Origin of the sequence: Rhizobium sp. RSm-3 (genome assembly GCF_001854685.1) — a bacterium.
GTDB classification, from domain to species: Bacteria; Pseudomonadota; Alphaproteobacteria; order Rhizobiales; family Rhizobiaceae; genus Rhizobium; species Rhizobium ecuadorense.
On record NZ_MAWZ01000020.1, the window covers coordinates 51,635 to 66,071 of the forward strand.

12 protein-coding genes and 1 pseudogene are annotated in these 14,437 nt (G+C 63.3%); 6 read left to right on the plus strand and 7 right to left on the minus strand.

All coding sequences use genetic code 11. The features are described from left to right. Positions 1-50: 50 nt before the first annotated feature. From BBJ66_RS18235 to BBJ66_RS18250, 3 genes are all read right to left on the minus strand, one after another. Positions 51-1,676: a cisplatin damage response ATP-dependent DNA ligase gene (locus BBJ66_RS18235; RefSeq protein WP_071088769.1), complete on the minus strand. Its 1,626-nt coding sequence runs from the start codon at positions 1,674-1,676 to the stop codon at positions 51-53. 354 nt (positions 1,677-2,030) lie between these two features. Beyond that, positions 2,031-3,041: a ligase-associated DNA damage response exonuclease gene (locus BBJ66_RS18245; RefSeq protein WP_071088773.1), complete on the minus strand. Its 1,011-nt coding sequence runs from the start codon at positions 3,039-3,041 to the stop codon at positions 2,031-2,033. Positions 3,042-3,087: 46 nt separating this feature from the next. Next, a complete protein-coding gene (locus BBJ66_RS18250) occupies positions 3,088-3,894 on the minus strand; it encodes an alpha/beta fold hydrolase (protein WP_049734504.1) in 807 nt (268 codons plus the stop codon). A gap of 116 nt (positions 3,895-4,010) precedes the next feature. Between BBJ66_RS18250 and BBJ66_RS18255 the strand changes: the two are divergent. Further along, a pseudogene (locus BBJ66_RS18255) lies at positions 4,011-4,982 on the plus strand (glycerophosphodiester phosphodiesterase family protein). A gap of 3 nt (positions 4,983-4,985) precedes the next feature. Here BBJ66_RS18255 and BBJ66_RS18260 read toward each other — a convergent pair. Continuing rightward, the gene (locus BBJ66_RS18260; protein WP_071088789.1) at positions 4,986-7,283 is read right to left on the minus strand and encodes a sensor domain-containing protein; all 2,298 of its coding nucleotides are present in this window, start codon (positions 7,281-7,283) and stop codon (positions 4,986-4,988) included. 246 nt (positions 7,284-7,529) lie between these two features. Here BBJ66_RS18260 and BBJ66_RS18265 point away from each other — a divergent pair, with 246 nt between their 5' ends. Then, positions 7,530-8,900 carry a TIGR03808 family TAT-translocated repetitive protein gene (locus BBJ66_RS18265; RefSeq protein WP_071088775.1) on the plus strand — a complete coding sequence of 457 codons (1,371 nt, stop codon included), beginning with the start codon at positions 7,530-7,532 and terminating at the stop codon, positions 8,898-8,900. Positions 8,901-9,000: 100 nt separating this feature from the next. Then, positions 9,001-9,666 (plus strand): glutathione S-transferase family protein, encoded by a 666-nt coding sequence (locus BBJ66_RS18270; protein WP_071088777.1) that lies wholly within the window; start codon positions 9,001-9,003, stop codon positions 9,664-9,666. Between the two features lies 1 nt (position 9,667). Here BBJ66_RS18270 and BBJ66_RS18275 read toward each other — a convergent pair whose 3' ends face one another. Further along, a complete protein-coding gene (locus BBJ66_RS18275) occupies positions 9,668-10,564 on the minus strand; it encodes a LysR substrate-binding domain-containing protein (RefSeq protein ID WP_071088779.1) in 897 nt (298 codons plus the stop codon). A 112-nt stretch (positions 10,565-10,676) separates the two neighbouring features. Here BBJ66_RS18275 and BBJ66_RS18280 point away from each other — a divergent pair, with 112 nt between their 5' ends. Beyond that, complete coding sequence (locus BBJ66_RS18280; RefSeq protein WP_071088781.1) at positions 10,677-10,871, plus strand: hypothetical protein; 195 nt, start codon at positions 10,677-10,679, stop codon at positions 10,869-10,871. Between the two features lie 77 nt (positions 10,872-10,948). Here BBJ66_RS18280 and BBJ66_RS18285 read toward each other — a convergent pair whose 3' ends face one another. Next, entirely contained in the window at positions 10,949-11,419 is a 471-nt protein-coding gene (locus BBJ66_RS18285) for a GNAT family N-acetyltransferase (RefSeq protein ID WP_071088783.1), read from the minus strand. 150 nt (positions 11,420-11,569) lie between these two features. Between BBJ66_RS18285 and BBJ66_RS18290 the strand changes: the two genes are divergently transcribed. After that, positions 11,570-12,547: a phosphodiester glycosidase family protein gene (locus BBJ66_RS18290; RefSeq protein ID WP_071088785.1), complete on the plus strand. Its 978-nt coding sequence runs from the start codon at positions 11,570-11,572 to the stop codon at positions 12,545-12,547. Between the two features lie 163 nt (positions 12,548-12,710). Then, positions 12,711-13,364, plus strand: a complete 654-nt coding sequence (locus BBJ66_RS18295; protein WP_071088792.1) for a glutathione S-transferase family protein — start codon at positions 12,711-12,713, stop codon at positions 13,362-13,364. 40 nt (positions 13,365-13,404) lie between these two features. Here the strand turns inward: BBJ66_RS18295 and BBJ66_RS18300 are convergent, their stop codons facing one another. Next, positions 13,405-14,025: a glutathione S-transferase family protein gene (locus BBJ66_RS18300; RefSeq protein ID WP_071088787.1), complete on the minus strand. Its 621-nt coding sequence runs from the start codon at positions 14,023-14,025 to the stop codon at positions 13,405-13,407. Positions 14,026-14,437 lie beyond the last annotated feature (412 nt).

A 14,437-nucleotide genomic window follows, 5' to 3' on the forward strand; every position in this document is an offset into this window, starting at 1 on the left:
TCCTGTTGAAATTTTGGGACTGCGTCATTGTTGCGCAGGCGGATTTGAGATTATTCCGGCTTGGCGTCGATCATGGCGATCAGCGTGCGCAGCCGGTCGGCCTCGTAAGGCGGCTTATCGGGGCGAAGGCGGGCGATGCGGGGGAAGCGCATGGCGACACCCGATTTGTGCCGCGTCGAGCGGTTGATGCCCTCGAAGGCCACCTCGACGACGAAGCCGAAATCCTTGTCGGCGCGCACGGCGCGCACCGGCCCGAAGCGCTCGGTGGTGTTGTTGCGCACAAATTTGTCCAGCACTTCGAGCTCGGCATCGGTGAAACCGAAATAGGCCTTGCCGACGGGCACCAGCTGTTCGCCATCCTCGTCGTCGGCCCAGACGCCGAAGGTGAAATCGGAATAGTAGCTCGAGCGCTTGCCATGGCCGCGCTGGGCATACATCAGCACCGCATCGACATTATAGGGATTGCGCTTCCACTTGAACCAGGGACCCTTCATCCGGCCGGCCTGGTAGATGCTGTCGCGGCGTTTGATCATCACGCCCTCGATGACCGGATCCGGCGGGGCGGCGCGGAGGCGGTCGAGCTCGTCCCAGGACGAGAAAGGCACCAGCGGCGAGAGGTCGAAACGGTCGTGGGGGGCGCGATCGATGATCTCGGTCAGACGGTCGCGGCGGTCGGTATAGCTCCGCCCGCGCACATCCTCGTCATCGTCGAAGAGCAGGTCATAGGTGCGGATGAAGGCCGGATAGTCGGCCAGCATCTTCGGCGTCACCGTCTTGCGATTGAGGCGCTGCTGCAGGTCGGAGAAGGTGCGGGTCGGGCTGTTGGAGCGGGCGGTGCCGCCGACCAGCAGCTCGCCGTCGACGACGCCGGAAAAACTGATGGCGTCGACAATATCGGGAAAAGCGCCTGAAATGTCGTCGCCGGAGCGTGAATAGATCTTGCGCCGGTCGCCGGAACGGGAGAGCTGGACACGGATGCCGTCCCATTTCCATTCGGCGGCGTAGTCGGCGGGATCGAGACCGCTCAAGTCCCCCTCCTCCACCGCGTTGGCGAGCATGACGGAATGGAAGATCGCCGGTGTCGCCAGCACCGGTTTTTCGCCACCGTCCGCCAGCCATTCGAACAGCGTCTCATAGGGCGGCTGCAGCCCGTGCCAGAGGGTTTCGATTTCGGTGACGTCCTTGTCGCCGAGATCGGCCAGCGCCTGTTTGGCAAGACGGGCGGAAACACCGATGCGCATGGCGCCGGTCGCCAGCTTGATGAAGGCGAACCGGCCGGACGAATCCAGCTGGTCGAGCAGGTCGCGGACGAAGCTGCGCACTTCGGTGCGGCCGAGCGCATTCATGCCGGCGACGACCTCGCCGAGCCGCGGCTGGGAAAGGGCGGAGCGGTCGATATCCCGCTCATTGTCCCAGACGAGCGAGATGGTTTCGGCGAGATCGCCGACATAGTCGTAGGAATAGCGGAACAGCACCTCGTCCATGCGCTCCAGCACCAGTTCGCGCAGCATGGCGGGCTTGACGTTGCGCACCTCCAGGGTGCCGGCAATGGCGGCAAGGCCATAGCCGCGGTCGGGATCCGGCGTATCGCGGAAATAATCGGTCAGCAGCTTGAGTTTGCCGTTGCGGCTGGGGGTGAGGACGAGGCGGTCGAGGAGGTCGGCGAAGGCTTTCATGAGAGCCTCCCGGTTTGGGGGGAAGGCTCAATGATGGAGTGTCGAGCAGGCGTCGCTTCTACATCCAAAGTGGCGGCAAGGTCGGCACTGGAGGGGTCTTGATACAGGGCGCCGCCCGTCTCCCCACCCTCATTCCTGTGCTTGTCACAGGAATCCAGTGCGCCCAAGTCCTTGGGCGCGAGAAACTCTTGAGCGTTGCATGAGTCATTCACCGCGCCGACGCGCGGTGGCTGGATTCCTGTGACAAGCACAGGAATGAGGGAGTGTGGAGCAGGCGTCGCTGCCACATCCAAAGTGCCGGCGCCGGCAGCAAGGTTGGCTATGGACAGGTATTGATCCAGCACACGGCTCATCTCAATCCGCCTCATCCTCATAGCCCACCAGATGCAGCGGTTTGGCCTTGATGCCCTGCAGTTGGCACCAGCGCACCAGCGCCTCCTCGCGGCCGTGGGTCACCCAGACTTCGGCCGGGTGCAGCTCGCGGATCGTTTCCGTCAGTTCCGGCCAGTCGCAATGATCGGAGATGACCAGCGGCAGTTCGACGCCGAGCTGTTTGGCGCGCTGGCGCACCATCATCCAGCCGGAGGCGAAGGCCGGCAGCGGCTCGTTGAAGCGTCGGGCCCAGCGGTCGGCGAAGGCCGAGGACGGGCCGACGACGACCGCGCCCTTGAACGCGGATCTGTCGCGGCTCTCGATCGTCGCCGGCAGCAGCTCGCCGAGATCGATGCCCTCACCGACATAATAGTCGCAGAGCCTTTCCATGGCTCCATGAATGTAGATCGGCTCGGTGTAACCGGCATCGCGCAGCAGCCTGATGACGCGCTGGGCCTTTCCCAGCGCATAGGCGCCGACCAGATGGGTTCGCTCGGGAAACTGCCGGAGCGAGGCCAGCAGCTTGGCCGTCTCGTCCATCGGATCGGGATGATGGAAGACCGGTAGGCCGAAGGTCGCCTCGGTGATGAAGACATCGCAGGGAACCGGCACATAGGCGGCGCAGGTCGGATCGGGGCGGCGCTTGTAGTCGCCGGAGACGACGATGCGGGTACCGTTCTTTTCGATGGCGATCTGGGCCGAGCCGAGCACATGGCCGGCCGGATGAAAGCTCACCTTGACGCCGTTGACCAGCAGCTCCTCGCCGAAACCGGTACTCTGCTCGCTGGCGCAGAAGCCCTCGCCGTAACGTAGGCGCATGATGTCGAGGGTCTGGCGGGTGGCGAGCACGTTCACATGGCCCGGCCGGGCGTGATCGGAATGACCGTGGGTGACGAGCGCCCGTTCCACCGGCCGCACAGGATCGACATAGAAGCCGCCTTCCGGGCAATAGAGCCCTTCCGGGGCGGGATAAAGCAGTGCATCAGGTCTCATACAGCAAGAGATAGCGGCAAATGGGCGCGAGGCCAGAGGGAGCCATTCAAGACGGGAGCCCGTCGAGGAAGGACAACACTGCGGCGTTGAACTCGACCGGCCGCTGCAGCGGCGCAAAATGGCTGACGCCCTTGAGAGTGATCATCCGAGCGTCCGGAATGCTGCGGGCGAGATATTCGGCATGTTCCGGTTTGATGAACTCGTCATGTTCGCCGAGCACGATCGCAACCGGCACGCGGATGCGGCCGAGATCTTCGGCCCGATAATTCGGCTCCGTCCGCATCATCAGGCTGACCGCCTCGACGAAGCCATTGAAATCGTCCGGCGTGGCGGACAATGCCGCATAATCCTTGGCGTGGCGACTGAAGCATCGGTCGACGACCGGGGTCGCAACGAATTCCAGCGTGCCGCTCGGATCCATGTTGCAGGCGAAGAAGAAGACGCCCGCGACACGTGACGGCGCCGTCGCGGCGAGAATCAGCGCGATGCAGGCGCCATCGCTCCAGCCGACAAAGGCCGCTTTCTCAAGAGAGAGCTCGTCCATGACATCAAGCACGTCTGCAGCCATCAGCTCATAGGTATAGGGACGTGCATCGCGGCTGCTGCGGCCATGGCCGCGGCTGTCGATCAGCACGACGCGGCGGCCGCTTTGGAGCAGCGCCGGGACCTGATAGCCCCAGTTGCCGCTATGGCCGAGGCCGCCATGCAGCAGGATGACGGCAGGCCCGGCGCCGTAGCTCGCATACCAGATGCGGGCGCCGGCGCGTCCGACATGACCTTCGACAGAAGCCGGTGGCAAGGGCGCGGCGCCATGGGCTTCGAAACGGATGAGTTCGTCGTCCTGTTGTTCCATTGTGATGCCAATCCTCTCCTGAGATAACCGCGCATAGAAAAGCCGGAAAACAGCCCAAGAACAACCAGAATCGCTTTCTAGCTGTTGTCTTCTTCGATGCAATCAGGGGGAGCAATATGGGCAGGAAGCTTTTCTATGGCGCGGTCGCGGTCGCGCTCGCCGCGGCCGGCATCTATCTCAACAATAGCAGCCTGCTTGCCGCGCATCGGCCGGGAAAGCCGGTGCTGCTCGCCCATCGCGGCATCGCCCAGCGGTTCGACGAGACCGATCTGAAGAACGACACCTGCACGGCGAGCCGCATGCTGCCGCCGAAACATGATTACCTCGAGAATACCATCCGTTCGATGCAGGCCGGCTTTGCGGCCGGCGCCGATATTGTCGAGATCGACGTGCATCCGACCACGGACGGCGCATTCGCGGTCTTTCACGACTGGACGCTCGACTGCCGCACCGACGGCCACGGCGTCACCCGCGAGCATTCGATGGCGGAAATGCGAAAGCTCGACATCGGCTACGGCTATACCGCCGATGGCGGCAAGACCTTTCCCTTCCGCGGCCGCGGCATCGGCATGATGCCGACGCTGGCGCAAGTCCTTTCGACCTTTCCGGATCGGCGCTTCCTGATCAACGTCAAGAGCCGCGATCCTTCCGAGGGCGAAAAGCTCGCCGCCGTGCTCAACGGGCTTCCCACCGAGCGGCGGGCAGAGATCATCGTCTATGGCGGCGACGAGCCGATCGATGTCCTGCGCCGGCTGGTGCCCGAGATCAAGACCGCCTCGCGCAAGAGCCTGAAGAGCTGCCTCTTCGGCTACATCGGCTATGGCTGGACCGGAGTGCTGCCGGATGCCTGCTAACACGCGATGATGCTGGTGCCGATCAACATCGCGCCATGGCTCTGGGGCTGGCCGGACCGTTTCCTCAACCGGATGCACGATGCCGGAACCGAGGTCTTCGTGCTCGGCCCCTATCGCGGCGGCGATTTTTCGACCGGCATCGACGACGCCGCGCACTTGGCGCGGCTGCCGGAGAACTATGCGGCGGGTATATGGACGAACGAGATCGAGGCGATCGGCAAACATTTCAGGTAAAGCTCAGAGATCCCGCGCCCGTAGCAATGCCGGGATTTCCCCTGGGGAAACCGGCTTGGAGAAACGGTAGCCCTGCGCCTCCTCGCAGCGCGCGTGACGCAGGAAATCCATCTGGGCGTCGGTTTCCACACCTTCAGCGAGAACCGAAAGCTTGAGCGTCTGCGCCAGCGAAATCACCGCCGAGGCGATGGCGACGGCGGTTTTGTCGCCCGGCAGGGCCTCGACCAGCGAACGGTCCATCTTCAGCCGATCGAAGGGGAAGGTCTTCAGCGCCGCGAGACTGGAATAGCCGGAGCCGAAATCGTCGATCGACAGGCGCACACCGAGCGCCCGCAGCGATTCCATCATGGCGAGCGCACGTTCGGCATCCTGCATCACCACGCTTTCGGTGACTTCCAGCTCCAGCCAGCGCGACTGCAGGCGATGGCGCTCCAGCGCCTCGGCGACATGACTTGCGAAATCCGGATCGGCGAACTGCTTGGCCGAGACGTTGACGGCGATGGTCAGCGGCGCCAAGCCCATATCCTGCCAGTGGCGCGCCTGGCGGCAGGCCTCGTTCAGCACCCAGAGACCGAGGGGAACGATCAGGCCGGTCTCTTCGGCAAGCGGGATGAAACTGACCGGCGGCACCCTGCCCTTGGCCGGATGGTTCCAGCGCACCAGCGCCTCGATGCCGGTGATGCGGCCGGTGGCGACATCGACCTGCGGCTGGTATTGCAGGAGCAGCTGGTCGCCGGTGATCGCCTGGTGCAGTTCCTCCTGCTCGCCGATCGGCATTCCCACCGGCGTGCCGCCGCCATCGTGATGCTGCAAGGTGTTACGGCCGAGTTCCTTGGCGCGGTACATGGCGCGGTCGGCATTGGCGAGAAGCTCTTCCGAGGTCGCGCCGTCGAAAGGGAAGGCGGCGATGCCGATGCTCGAAGTGACGGTGATCTCGCCGCCATCGAAGGGGATCGGCCGGTTGATCGCCTTCTGCAGCTCGCGCAGGCGACGCGTGATGCCGGCATCGTGGCTCGACTGATGAACGAGCACCACGAGGAATTCGTCGCCGCCGAGACGCACCACCATATCGGATGCCCTGACACTGTTGGCCATACGGGCCGCGGTTTCCTTCAGCACTTCGTCGCCGGCGGCGTGGCCGCGGCCGTCGTTGATGTCCTTGAAATTATCGAGATCGATATAGGCGACGGTGACCTTGCGGGTGTTGCGCCGGGCCTGGTCGAGGATATTGGCCAGCCGCTCCTTGAGGAAGGCGCGGTTCGGCAGGCCGGTCAAATCATCATGATGGGCCATGAAATGGATGCGGTCATCGACACGCTTGCGCTCGATGGCAATGCCGGCGATGTGGGTGGCGAGCGCCACCAGCTTCATCTCGTGCTCCGTCGGACGGCGGACTTCCCTGGAATAGAGGGCGAAGGTGCCGAGCACATTGTTCTGCGAGGTGGCGATCGGCGTCGACCAGCAGGAGCGGAAACCAAAGGGCGCGACCAGCGCGCGAAAATCCTCCCAGAGCGGATCGCTCATCACATCCTCGACGATCACGGTCTGGCCGCGCCAGGCGGCGGTGCCGCAGGAGCCGACCTTGGGACCGATGGTGACGCCGTCGATCAGGCGGCTATAGCCGCCGGGCAGATTGGGGGCGGCGCCGTGATAGAGCCTGGTACCCTCGCCGTTCAGCAGCAGCACCGATCCGTCGATGCCGGTCAGTTGCGCCTCGATCATCAGCACCAGCGCCTCGAGGATCATCGGCAGCGGCTCGTTGCGGGCGATCATTTCCAGCAGGTTCGCCTGCTCGCGGTGGAGATCCTCCTGGCGCTTGCGTTCGGTGATATCGCGGGAAACGCCGATCAGGCCGACAATCTCGCCGCGATCGTTGCGCAGCGGGATCTTCGAGGTCAGCCGGCATATCGGCCTTTTGCCGCCGGGCAGGACGTAGCTTTCCTCCATGTCGATGCAGGCTTGCCCCGTCGCCATGATCTGCTGCTCGATATCGAAATGGCGCCGTGCCGTCTCGAAATCAAACAGGTCGAAATCACGCTTTCCGGTGATCAGGTCGGCGCTCTCCAGGCCGAGGCTGCTGGCAGTGACGGCGTTGGCGAAGACGAAGCGGCTGTCGCGATCCTTGACGTAGAGGAAATCCGGAAGCTCGTGGACGATCGCCTTCAGGCGCAGGTTCTCGATGCCGTCGGAAAGATGATGGGCGGTCGAGGCCATCATCGCTTCCGTCGCGGCGACGATGCGCCGCGTTTCGGCCGACAGGGCATCGGTCGATTCCCATCGCCTGGCACTCGGTTCCTGCATGCCGCCATTCTCCCCGGCGGGCCGAAGGCCCGCATCCCGCATAATCACCCCGTAAATTTCCCTCTAAAGTAGTCCCCATTCCCTTCGGCTTGCTTAAATGAAAGGGTGAACAAGAGGACAAAATCCGCGGCGATATCCTGCCCTTATCAGAGGCCACAACCGCAATTTCGGTCGCCTGTGCCAGAAAGGGACAGGTCCGTCTGGCATGTTTCGTGCTACAGGCGCCTTATGACTGGAGAATCCGGAATGCCTTCACGCCGCGACATGCTGTTCTTTCTCGCCGCCGCGGCGGTTGCGGGAGGTACACTGCCGCGCGCATCGGCCGCGACGCTTCCGGCCGCCGGACAGCCCGATCTGCGCGGCGCGATCGACGCGGTGGAATATCGCGCCATTCCCGAAAGCGGCGACCGCAAGACCCGCAACCTGCAGCAGATGGTCGAACAGGCGGCGGCCGAGAATGTGCCGGTCTTCCTGCCGCCCGGCACCTACCGGATCTCCAATCTCAACCTGCCCGACAATACGCGCCTTACCGGCGTGCCCGGCGCCTCGCGGCTCGTCTATACCGGCGAAGGCCACCTGTTGGCGGCGGCAAATGTGCGGCGCATCGAGCTTTCCAACCTCGTCATCGACGGCGGCAATCGCTGGCTCGGCGACTATGCCGGCGGACTCGTCCAATTTACCGGCGTCGACGAGGTGCTGATCGACAATTGCGAGATCGGCGGCAGCCGCAAACACGGGCTGCAGCTGGAACGCTGCGGCGGGCGGATCGAGCGCAGCCGCATTTCGGGGGCGGCCGAGGCCGGGCTTTATGCGGTCGATTCCGCCAATCTTTCGATCACCGGAAATACGATCGCCGATTGCGGCAATGGCGGCATCCTGGTGCACCGCTGGAACAAGGCGGAGGACGGCACGCTTGTCTCAGGCAACCGCATCTCCAACATCCGCGCCAATGACGGCGGCACCGGCCAGAACGGCAACGGCATCAACATCTTCCGAGCCGACGGCGTGATGGTGGTGAACAATCACATTTCCGACTGCGCCTTTACCGCGATCCGCGCCAATTCGGCCTCTGATATTCAGATCAGCAACAACCAGTGCCGGCGATCCGGCGAGACGGCGATCTATGTCGAATTCGCCTTCGAGGGCGCTGTCGTTTCCGCCAACATGATCGACGGGGCGGCGAACGGCATCTCGATCGCCAATTTCGACGAGGGCGGCAGGCTGGCAAGCGTCACCGGCAATGTCGTGCGCAATCTGACGCTGCGCGGTCCATACAAGCACGAGGTCGGCTTCGGCATCGGCATTGCGGCGGAGGCCGATACGCTGATCTCGGGCAATGTGATCGAGGGCGCGCCGCGCTGGGGCATGCAGATCGGCTGGGGTTCCTATCTGCGCAATGTCGTCGTCAGCGGCAATGTGGTGCGCAAGGCGCCGGTGGGATGCGCCGTCTCGGTCGCCGATGGCGCCGGCACCGCCATCATCACCGACAACGTCTTTCAGGATACCACGGAAGGTGCGGTTTTAGGCTTCCAATGGGAGAAGAAAGTGTCGGCCGAGATGGCTGGCGGCGGCACGTCCTACAAGCAGCTGACGGTCGAGCGAAACCGCATCTCCTGAAGAGCATCAAAAGCTTTCATCATCTCATCAGCGGCAAGGACTTTCCCGCAGCCGCTGCGGCCTCTACCCTTCCGGACAGTAACATCGAGGGGACAAGGTCATGCTGACAATCTACGGAGTCTATCGATCGCGGGCGTCGCGCGTCTACTGGATGGCGGAGGAGCTCGGGCTCGAATTCCGCTCGGTGCCGGTGCTGCAGGCCAGGCGGCTGGCGGAACCTTTGTCCGGGAGCGCGCCGCTCAACACGCACTCGCCCGATTTCGCTGCCGTCAATCCGATGGCGCAGATCCCCAGCATCAGGGACGGCGAACTCGTGATGCACGAATCGCTGGCAATCAATCTCTACCTGACCCGCAAACATGGCGGGCCGCTTGCCGGACAAACCGTCGAAGAAGACGGATTGCTGACGATGTGGACAGTCTGGGCCGCCTCGCAGGTCGAGCCGCATTCGGTCAGGATCGTACTGACCTATGATAACCGCCTCGAAAACAGCGAAGAGGGCAAGGAGACGATCGCCGCCGCCTGCCAGGCGCTGCGCCGACCGCTGGCCGCTCTCGAAAGCCAGCTTGCCGGCCGGCAGTGGATCGTCGGCGACCGCTTCACCGTCGCCGATCTCAACATTGCCGAGGTGCTGCGCTACGCCCAGAGCGAGGAAGCGCTGTTCGATGCGCATCCCAACGTCAAGGCCTGGATCGGACGCTGCCAGTCCCGCGCCGCCTACAAGAGAATGCAGGAGACGCGCGGCAAAGAGCCGATCGAGGTCTGAGTTACCGGAACAGCGCGAGCGTGCCGGCCATTTCCTCGCGGATCCAGGCCTTGAAATCCTTGACCTTCTTCGGCTCGCGCGTGCCTTCGGCGGTGACGAAATAATGGCCGAAGCCGGTGCGCGCCCGAATGCCGAAGGGCGCCGCCAGCCGGCCTTCGGCGAGCGCAAAGGCGGCAAGGGTCTGCCAGGCGAGCATGACGCCCTGGCCGGCAATCGCCGCATCGAGGCAAAGCGAGGCGTCGTTGAAGACGTGGCGTGTCGCAGGTGTCGCGCCTGACAGCCCCGCCTCGCGCATCCAGACCTCCCAGCCGAACATGGCGCGGCCGTCGACGACTGCAGGCAGCGTCAGGATATCGGCAGGCTCCTTCAACTGCGCCGCCATCTCCGGCGAGCAGACGGGGAAGACCTCCTGCTCCAAGAGCAGTTCGGCCTTCACGTCAGGCCATTTGCCGGTGCCGACGCGGATGCCGATATCGACGTCGCAGATGGCGGGATTGACGAGATTGGTCGTCGCATCAAGCCGCAGCTTGATCTCGGGGTGGCGCTCGGCGAAACGGTCGAGCCGGCAGACGAGCCAGCGGGCGGCAAAAACCGGCGCCACCGAGATGGTCAGGATCGTGTCGTCCTTGCGCCCTGCGATCGACACGGCGGCCAAAAGACGGGCAAAACCCTCATCGAGCGCCAAGAGAACCGGCCGGCTTGCTTCGGTCGGGATCATTCCGCGGGCGGTGCGCTCGAAGATCATCAGGCCAAGCTGCGCCTCGGCCTTGATCACCTGCTGGCTGACGGCGCCGACCGAGACGCCGAGCTCGTCGGCGGCGGCCTGCAGCGAGCCGAGACGACCGACGGCTTCGAGCGCCCTGAGGCCGTTGAGATGGACGGAATTCAGGTTCTTCATATAGTTTTTCTATAGCAGAGCTGCCGTAATCTCAATTGAAAATCCGCTTGGTGAAGCAGACATTGCAGCCTGTAGTCACGATCCCACACTGCTGGAGAAAGCGAGGCATGCCATGTCGTTGCTGAAGTTTTTCTTGAAGCCTGCCCGTGCCATGGGTGACGCGGACACAGCCCTTGCCTGGAGGGACGATCCGCTGCGGCATCCCGAAGTCGAGCGCATGTCGATGCGCGAGCTTGCCGATCTGCCGCTCGGAACCGACATCGGCCTTGCCGCCGAGGCCAAACCGCCGCTGGCGAAATGCGCGTAACGGTGCGCGCCGTTTCAGCCGGCCTTAAAGCGCGTCGCATCACTCGTTGACGCGACGCGTTCTCTGGGCGACTTGCCTCAGTCGATCGATGCCTGCCAGCAAATCAACGGACCGTCTTCCGGATCGATACGCTCCCCCGTTTGGACGAAGCCGTTGCGCTCAAGGACACGTTGTGAGGCGATGTTTTCCACGCCGGTATCGGCCGAAACAAGCGTCACGCGCGGATCCTTCCGCGCCCATGCGAGCAGTTCTGCGATAGCGCCGGTGACGTACCCACGCCGCTCGCGGCTCGGCGCCACGCCATAGCCGACATGGATTGCGCCGTTCTCCGGCACACGGATGATGGAGCACAGTCCAACGATTTCGCCCTCCTCGACCATCATCCAGGCGGACGGGGCAAACGCCGCGCCGACCTCGGCTGCAATCCTCGCCAGCATCTCCAGCACCTCAGGCGGCGCGATGGCACTATCGGGAACCAGCCGCAGATTTTGCGGGGCGAAGCCTTTCAGCAAGATGGCGAAATCATCGGCAGTCAGTTCGACGATCATGTTTTTCTCGGGGGTTCGGTATGTGTCGGCTTTGGCGAATGAGGGTGTTTGCGGGCCGGTCGTAGAAAAACCGTACTTGGCACTTGCATTCGCGCGACGTCACGTCAACCCAGCGTCGCGAACCTACCCATTTGAGCAAAGAGATATTCAATGTCAGCAATTCGCAAGATCCTATTCGGACTCATCGCAATTTTAACGGTCGCGGTTGTCGTCGGTGCCGGCTGGCTCTGGCAGGTCGCTGGTGCTTACGGTTTCAACACTGTCTTGCGGCGCGGCGGGACCTATTGGACCACGATGAAACCTGACGACGAGCGCCTTTCCGCCTCCATGCGATTGGCATTGAACACGGTGATCCCAGCGGTTCAGCCCGGGCCGCTGACCTGGCAGGAGCCGGAGCCGGGTTTCGAGGTGGCGGAACTGCCGGTTCTTGCCGATGGCCGCGAAGTCGACCGCATTTTTCTCAGCAGAATTGACCCGGCCCGCTTTCGCTTCGTCACCCGCAATGCCGCTGCCGGCGATACCGGCATCGACGAATGGGAAAAGGCTTTGCCCAACGCGGTGCTCATCGTCAACGGCAGCTATTTCGACAAACATGGCAGGCCCGACACGCCATTCATCAGCGAGGGCGTTGCGATGGGTCCCCAGCAATATGATGCCAAGGCCGGCGCCTTCGTTGCCGATCGAGACGCTGCCGACATCCGTGATCTCAGCCGTCAAGATTGGCAGACAGCCTTCGCCGGCGCGTCGAACGCCATGGTCTCCTATCCCCTGCTCATCGGCGATGACGGGCAGACCCATGTGAACGTGAAAAGCCGCTGGCTCGCCAACCGTACCTTTGTCGCCAAGGACGATCGGGGGCATATCGTCATCGGCACGACAAAGGAAGCGTTCTTTTCCCTCGACCGGCTGGCAGAATTTCTCAAGACCTCGCCGCTCAATCTCAAGGTCGCGCTCAATCTTGACGGCGGTCCCGTCGCCTGCCGGAGCGTTCGGCTGAATGGCTATCGGCAAAAATTCTACGCAAGGTGGGAGTCTCAGGCGGACGGCAACAACGTAAGCCTGCTCCGCTGGCCGATTTCCGAGGCCAACTGGGCCATGCCGATGGTGCTGACGGTCGAGCGGAAGTGAGTGGGCCTCGTGACATCCGCGGCAACGAAGCCGCGCTGCATGCCGTGCTGCATATTATCGCAAGCATCAATGTCGGAATCGCGTTTCGCCAGCCGTCTTCAAGCCATGGCATAAATCCCTGGATCGGGCATCGATCCAAGGATAAAATTACATGGAGGAAGCGATGACGATTACCATTACCGCCTTTGAACGCTCGCCCGATCGCGGCCGGGGCCTGGCGCGCGACATGCGCGTTCGCTGGGCGCTCGAAGAAGCGGGCCTGCCTTACGATGTTCGTCTCGTTTCATTCAAGACGATGAAGGAGCCCGCGCATCTCACACTTCATCCTTTCGGGCAGATTCCGACCTATGAAGACGGCGATCTTACTCTGTTCGAGTCCGGCGCGATCGTGTTCCACATCGCCGAGCGCCATGCGGGCCTGCTGCCTGCGGATGCGAATGCCCGGGCACGCGCTGTCGCGTGGATGTTTGCGGCGCTGAACACGGTGGAGCCGCCGATCTTCGAGCGCAGCCTCGCCACCATCCTCGAGCGCGACGAACCCTGGTACGAGCAGCGCCTGCGGCGCCTCGAGGACAGCATCCGCAAACGTCTGGACAGCCTTTCCGCTCGCCTTGGCGATGCCGACTGGCTCGACGGCGCGTTCAGCGCCGGCGACTTGCTGATGGTAACGGTGCTGCTCAGGGCGCAAGCATCGGGACTATTGGAGGAATATCCGAACCTTGCCGCCTATGTCGCCCGCGGCGAGGCGCGGCCGGCCTACAAACGGGCTTTCGCCGCGCAGCTGGCGGTGTTCACCGCCGCATCGACGTCGGCATGAACTCCCGCAACTGCTACGGCCGCGTCTTACTGCCAGCCTATCAGCCCCGATCATAGGCCAGCGCCCGCTTGACGGCGGGGCGCTGCAGCATGCGGGCGTGGTGGTCGCTGACTTTTGCGAAACGGGCGGGATCGACGCCGTCAGACGGCAGCCAGTCGGTCATGACGAAGAGATAGGGATCGGCGAGCGAATAGGTCTCCCCCATCACCCACGGGCCCTTGAACATCGTCTCTTCGATCAGGGTGAAACAATCGGCCATGTTTTGCGGCACCTTCGCCTTCATCGCTTCGATCGCCGCCGGATCGTCGGACCAACGGGAACCACGCGGACGATGGGCATGGTTCACATGGACGGTCGAGCAGAGATAGCTGCTGAAGGACTGCAGCCGCGCCATTTCGAAGGCATCGCCGATCGGCGCGAGTGTGGCGGCCGGCGCGCTTTCCGCGATAAAGCCGAGGATCGCCGGCGTTTCCGTCAGCACGCCGCGATCGGTGACAAGTGCGGGCACTCGGCCCTTCGGATTGATCTGCAGGTAGTCCGGCGAGCGCTGCTCGCCTTTGGCGAAGCTGAGCTTCCTCGTTTCGAAGGCGAGGCCTGATTCCTCAAGGGCAATCAGGCTTGCGAGCGCGCAGGTGCCCGGCGCGTAGTACAATGTCAGCATAGTGGTCCACTCCCTTTCGGCACGTGATATAGCGCAGGGATGGGTGCGCCGGAACTGAGGAGATTGGCTTTTGCTTAGCCTCTCAGCGGCCAGACAATGATCGGCGTGCCGTGCGGCCGCCCCTCATCCGGCTGCCGCCACCTTCTCCCCGTAAACGGGGCGAAGGGGATATGCCGCGGCCTCTCCGTCCCTCATCAACGTCTCGCGGGGCACGTCCCCTCGCCCCGTTTACGGGGAGAGGGTTAGGGTGAGGGGCAGCTTATGGGTACAGACCGGGCTGATACCTGACAGAATGAACCGGGTTGATGGTATGAGGCCTAGGAGTCGTGGACTCTTGGGATTCCCAAAGGTGAGCAAATCAGATTCAAGACTGTCTTTTGGAGGCAGTCATGGGTGTTTTAGATCGTCTCAT

What these genes read in the sequence shown, in the direction of transcription:
- BBJ66_RS18235 (WP_071088769.1), bottom strand. Translation starts at nt 1,676, where the DNA reads ATGAAAGCCTTCGCCGACCTCCTCGACCGCCTCGTCCTCACCCCCAGC.
- BBJ66_RS18245 (WP_071088773.1), bottom strand. Translation starts at nt 3,041, where the DNA reads ATGAGACCTGATGCACTGCTTTATCCCGCCCCGGAAGGGCTCTATTGC.
- BBJ66_RS18250 (WP_049734504.1), bottom strand. Translation starts at nt 3,894, where the DNA reads ATGGAACAACAGGACGACGAACTCATCCGTTTCGAAGCCCATGGCGCC.
- BBJ66_RS18260 (WP_071088789.1), bottom strand. Translation starts at nt 7,283, where the DNA reads ATGCAGGAACCGAGTGCCAGGCGATGGGAATCGACCGATGCCCTGTCG.
- BBJ66_RS18265 (WP_071088775.1), top strand. Translation starts at nt 7,530, where the DNA reads ATGCCTTCACGCCGCGACATGCTGTTCTTTCTCGCCGCCGCGGCGGTT.
- BBJ66_RS18270 (WP_071088777.1), top strand. Translation starts at nt 9,001, where the DNA reads ATGCTGACAATCTACGGAGTCTATCGATCGCGGGCGTCGCGCGTCTAC.
- BBJ66_RS18275 (WP_071088779.1), bottom strand. Translation starts at nt 10,564, where the DNA reads ATGAAGAACCTGAATTCCGTCCATCTCAACGGCCTCAGGGCGCTCGAA.
- BBJ66_RS18280 (WP_071088781.1), top strand. Translation starts at nt 10,677, where the DNA reads ATGTCGTTGCTGAAGTTTTTCTTGAAGCCTGCCCGTGCCATGGGTGAC.
- BBJ66_RS18285 (WP_071088783.1), bottom strand. Translation starts at nt 11,419, where the DNA reads ATGATCGTCGAACTGACTGCCGATGATTTCGCCATCTTGCTGAAAGGC.
- BBJ66_RS18290 (WP_071088785.1), top strand. Translation starts at nt 11,570, where the DNA reads ATGTCAGCAATTCGCAAGATCCTATTCGGACTCATCGCAATTTTAACG.
- BBJ66_RS18295 (WP_071088792.1), top strand. Translation starts at nt 12,711, where the DNA reads ATGACGATTACCATTACCGCCTTTGAACGCTCGCCCGATCGCGGCCGG.
- BBJ66_RS18300 (WP_071088787.1), bottom strand. Translation starts at nt 14,025, where the DNA reads ATGCTGACATTGTACTACGCGCCGGGCACCTGCGCGCTCGCAAGCCTG.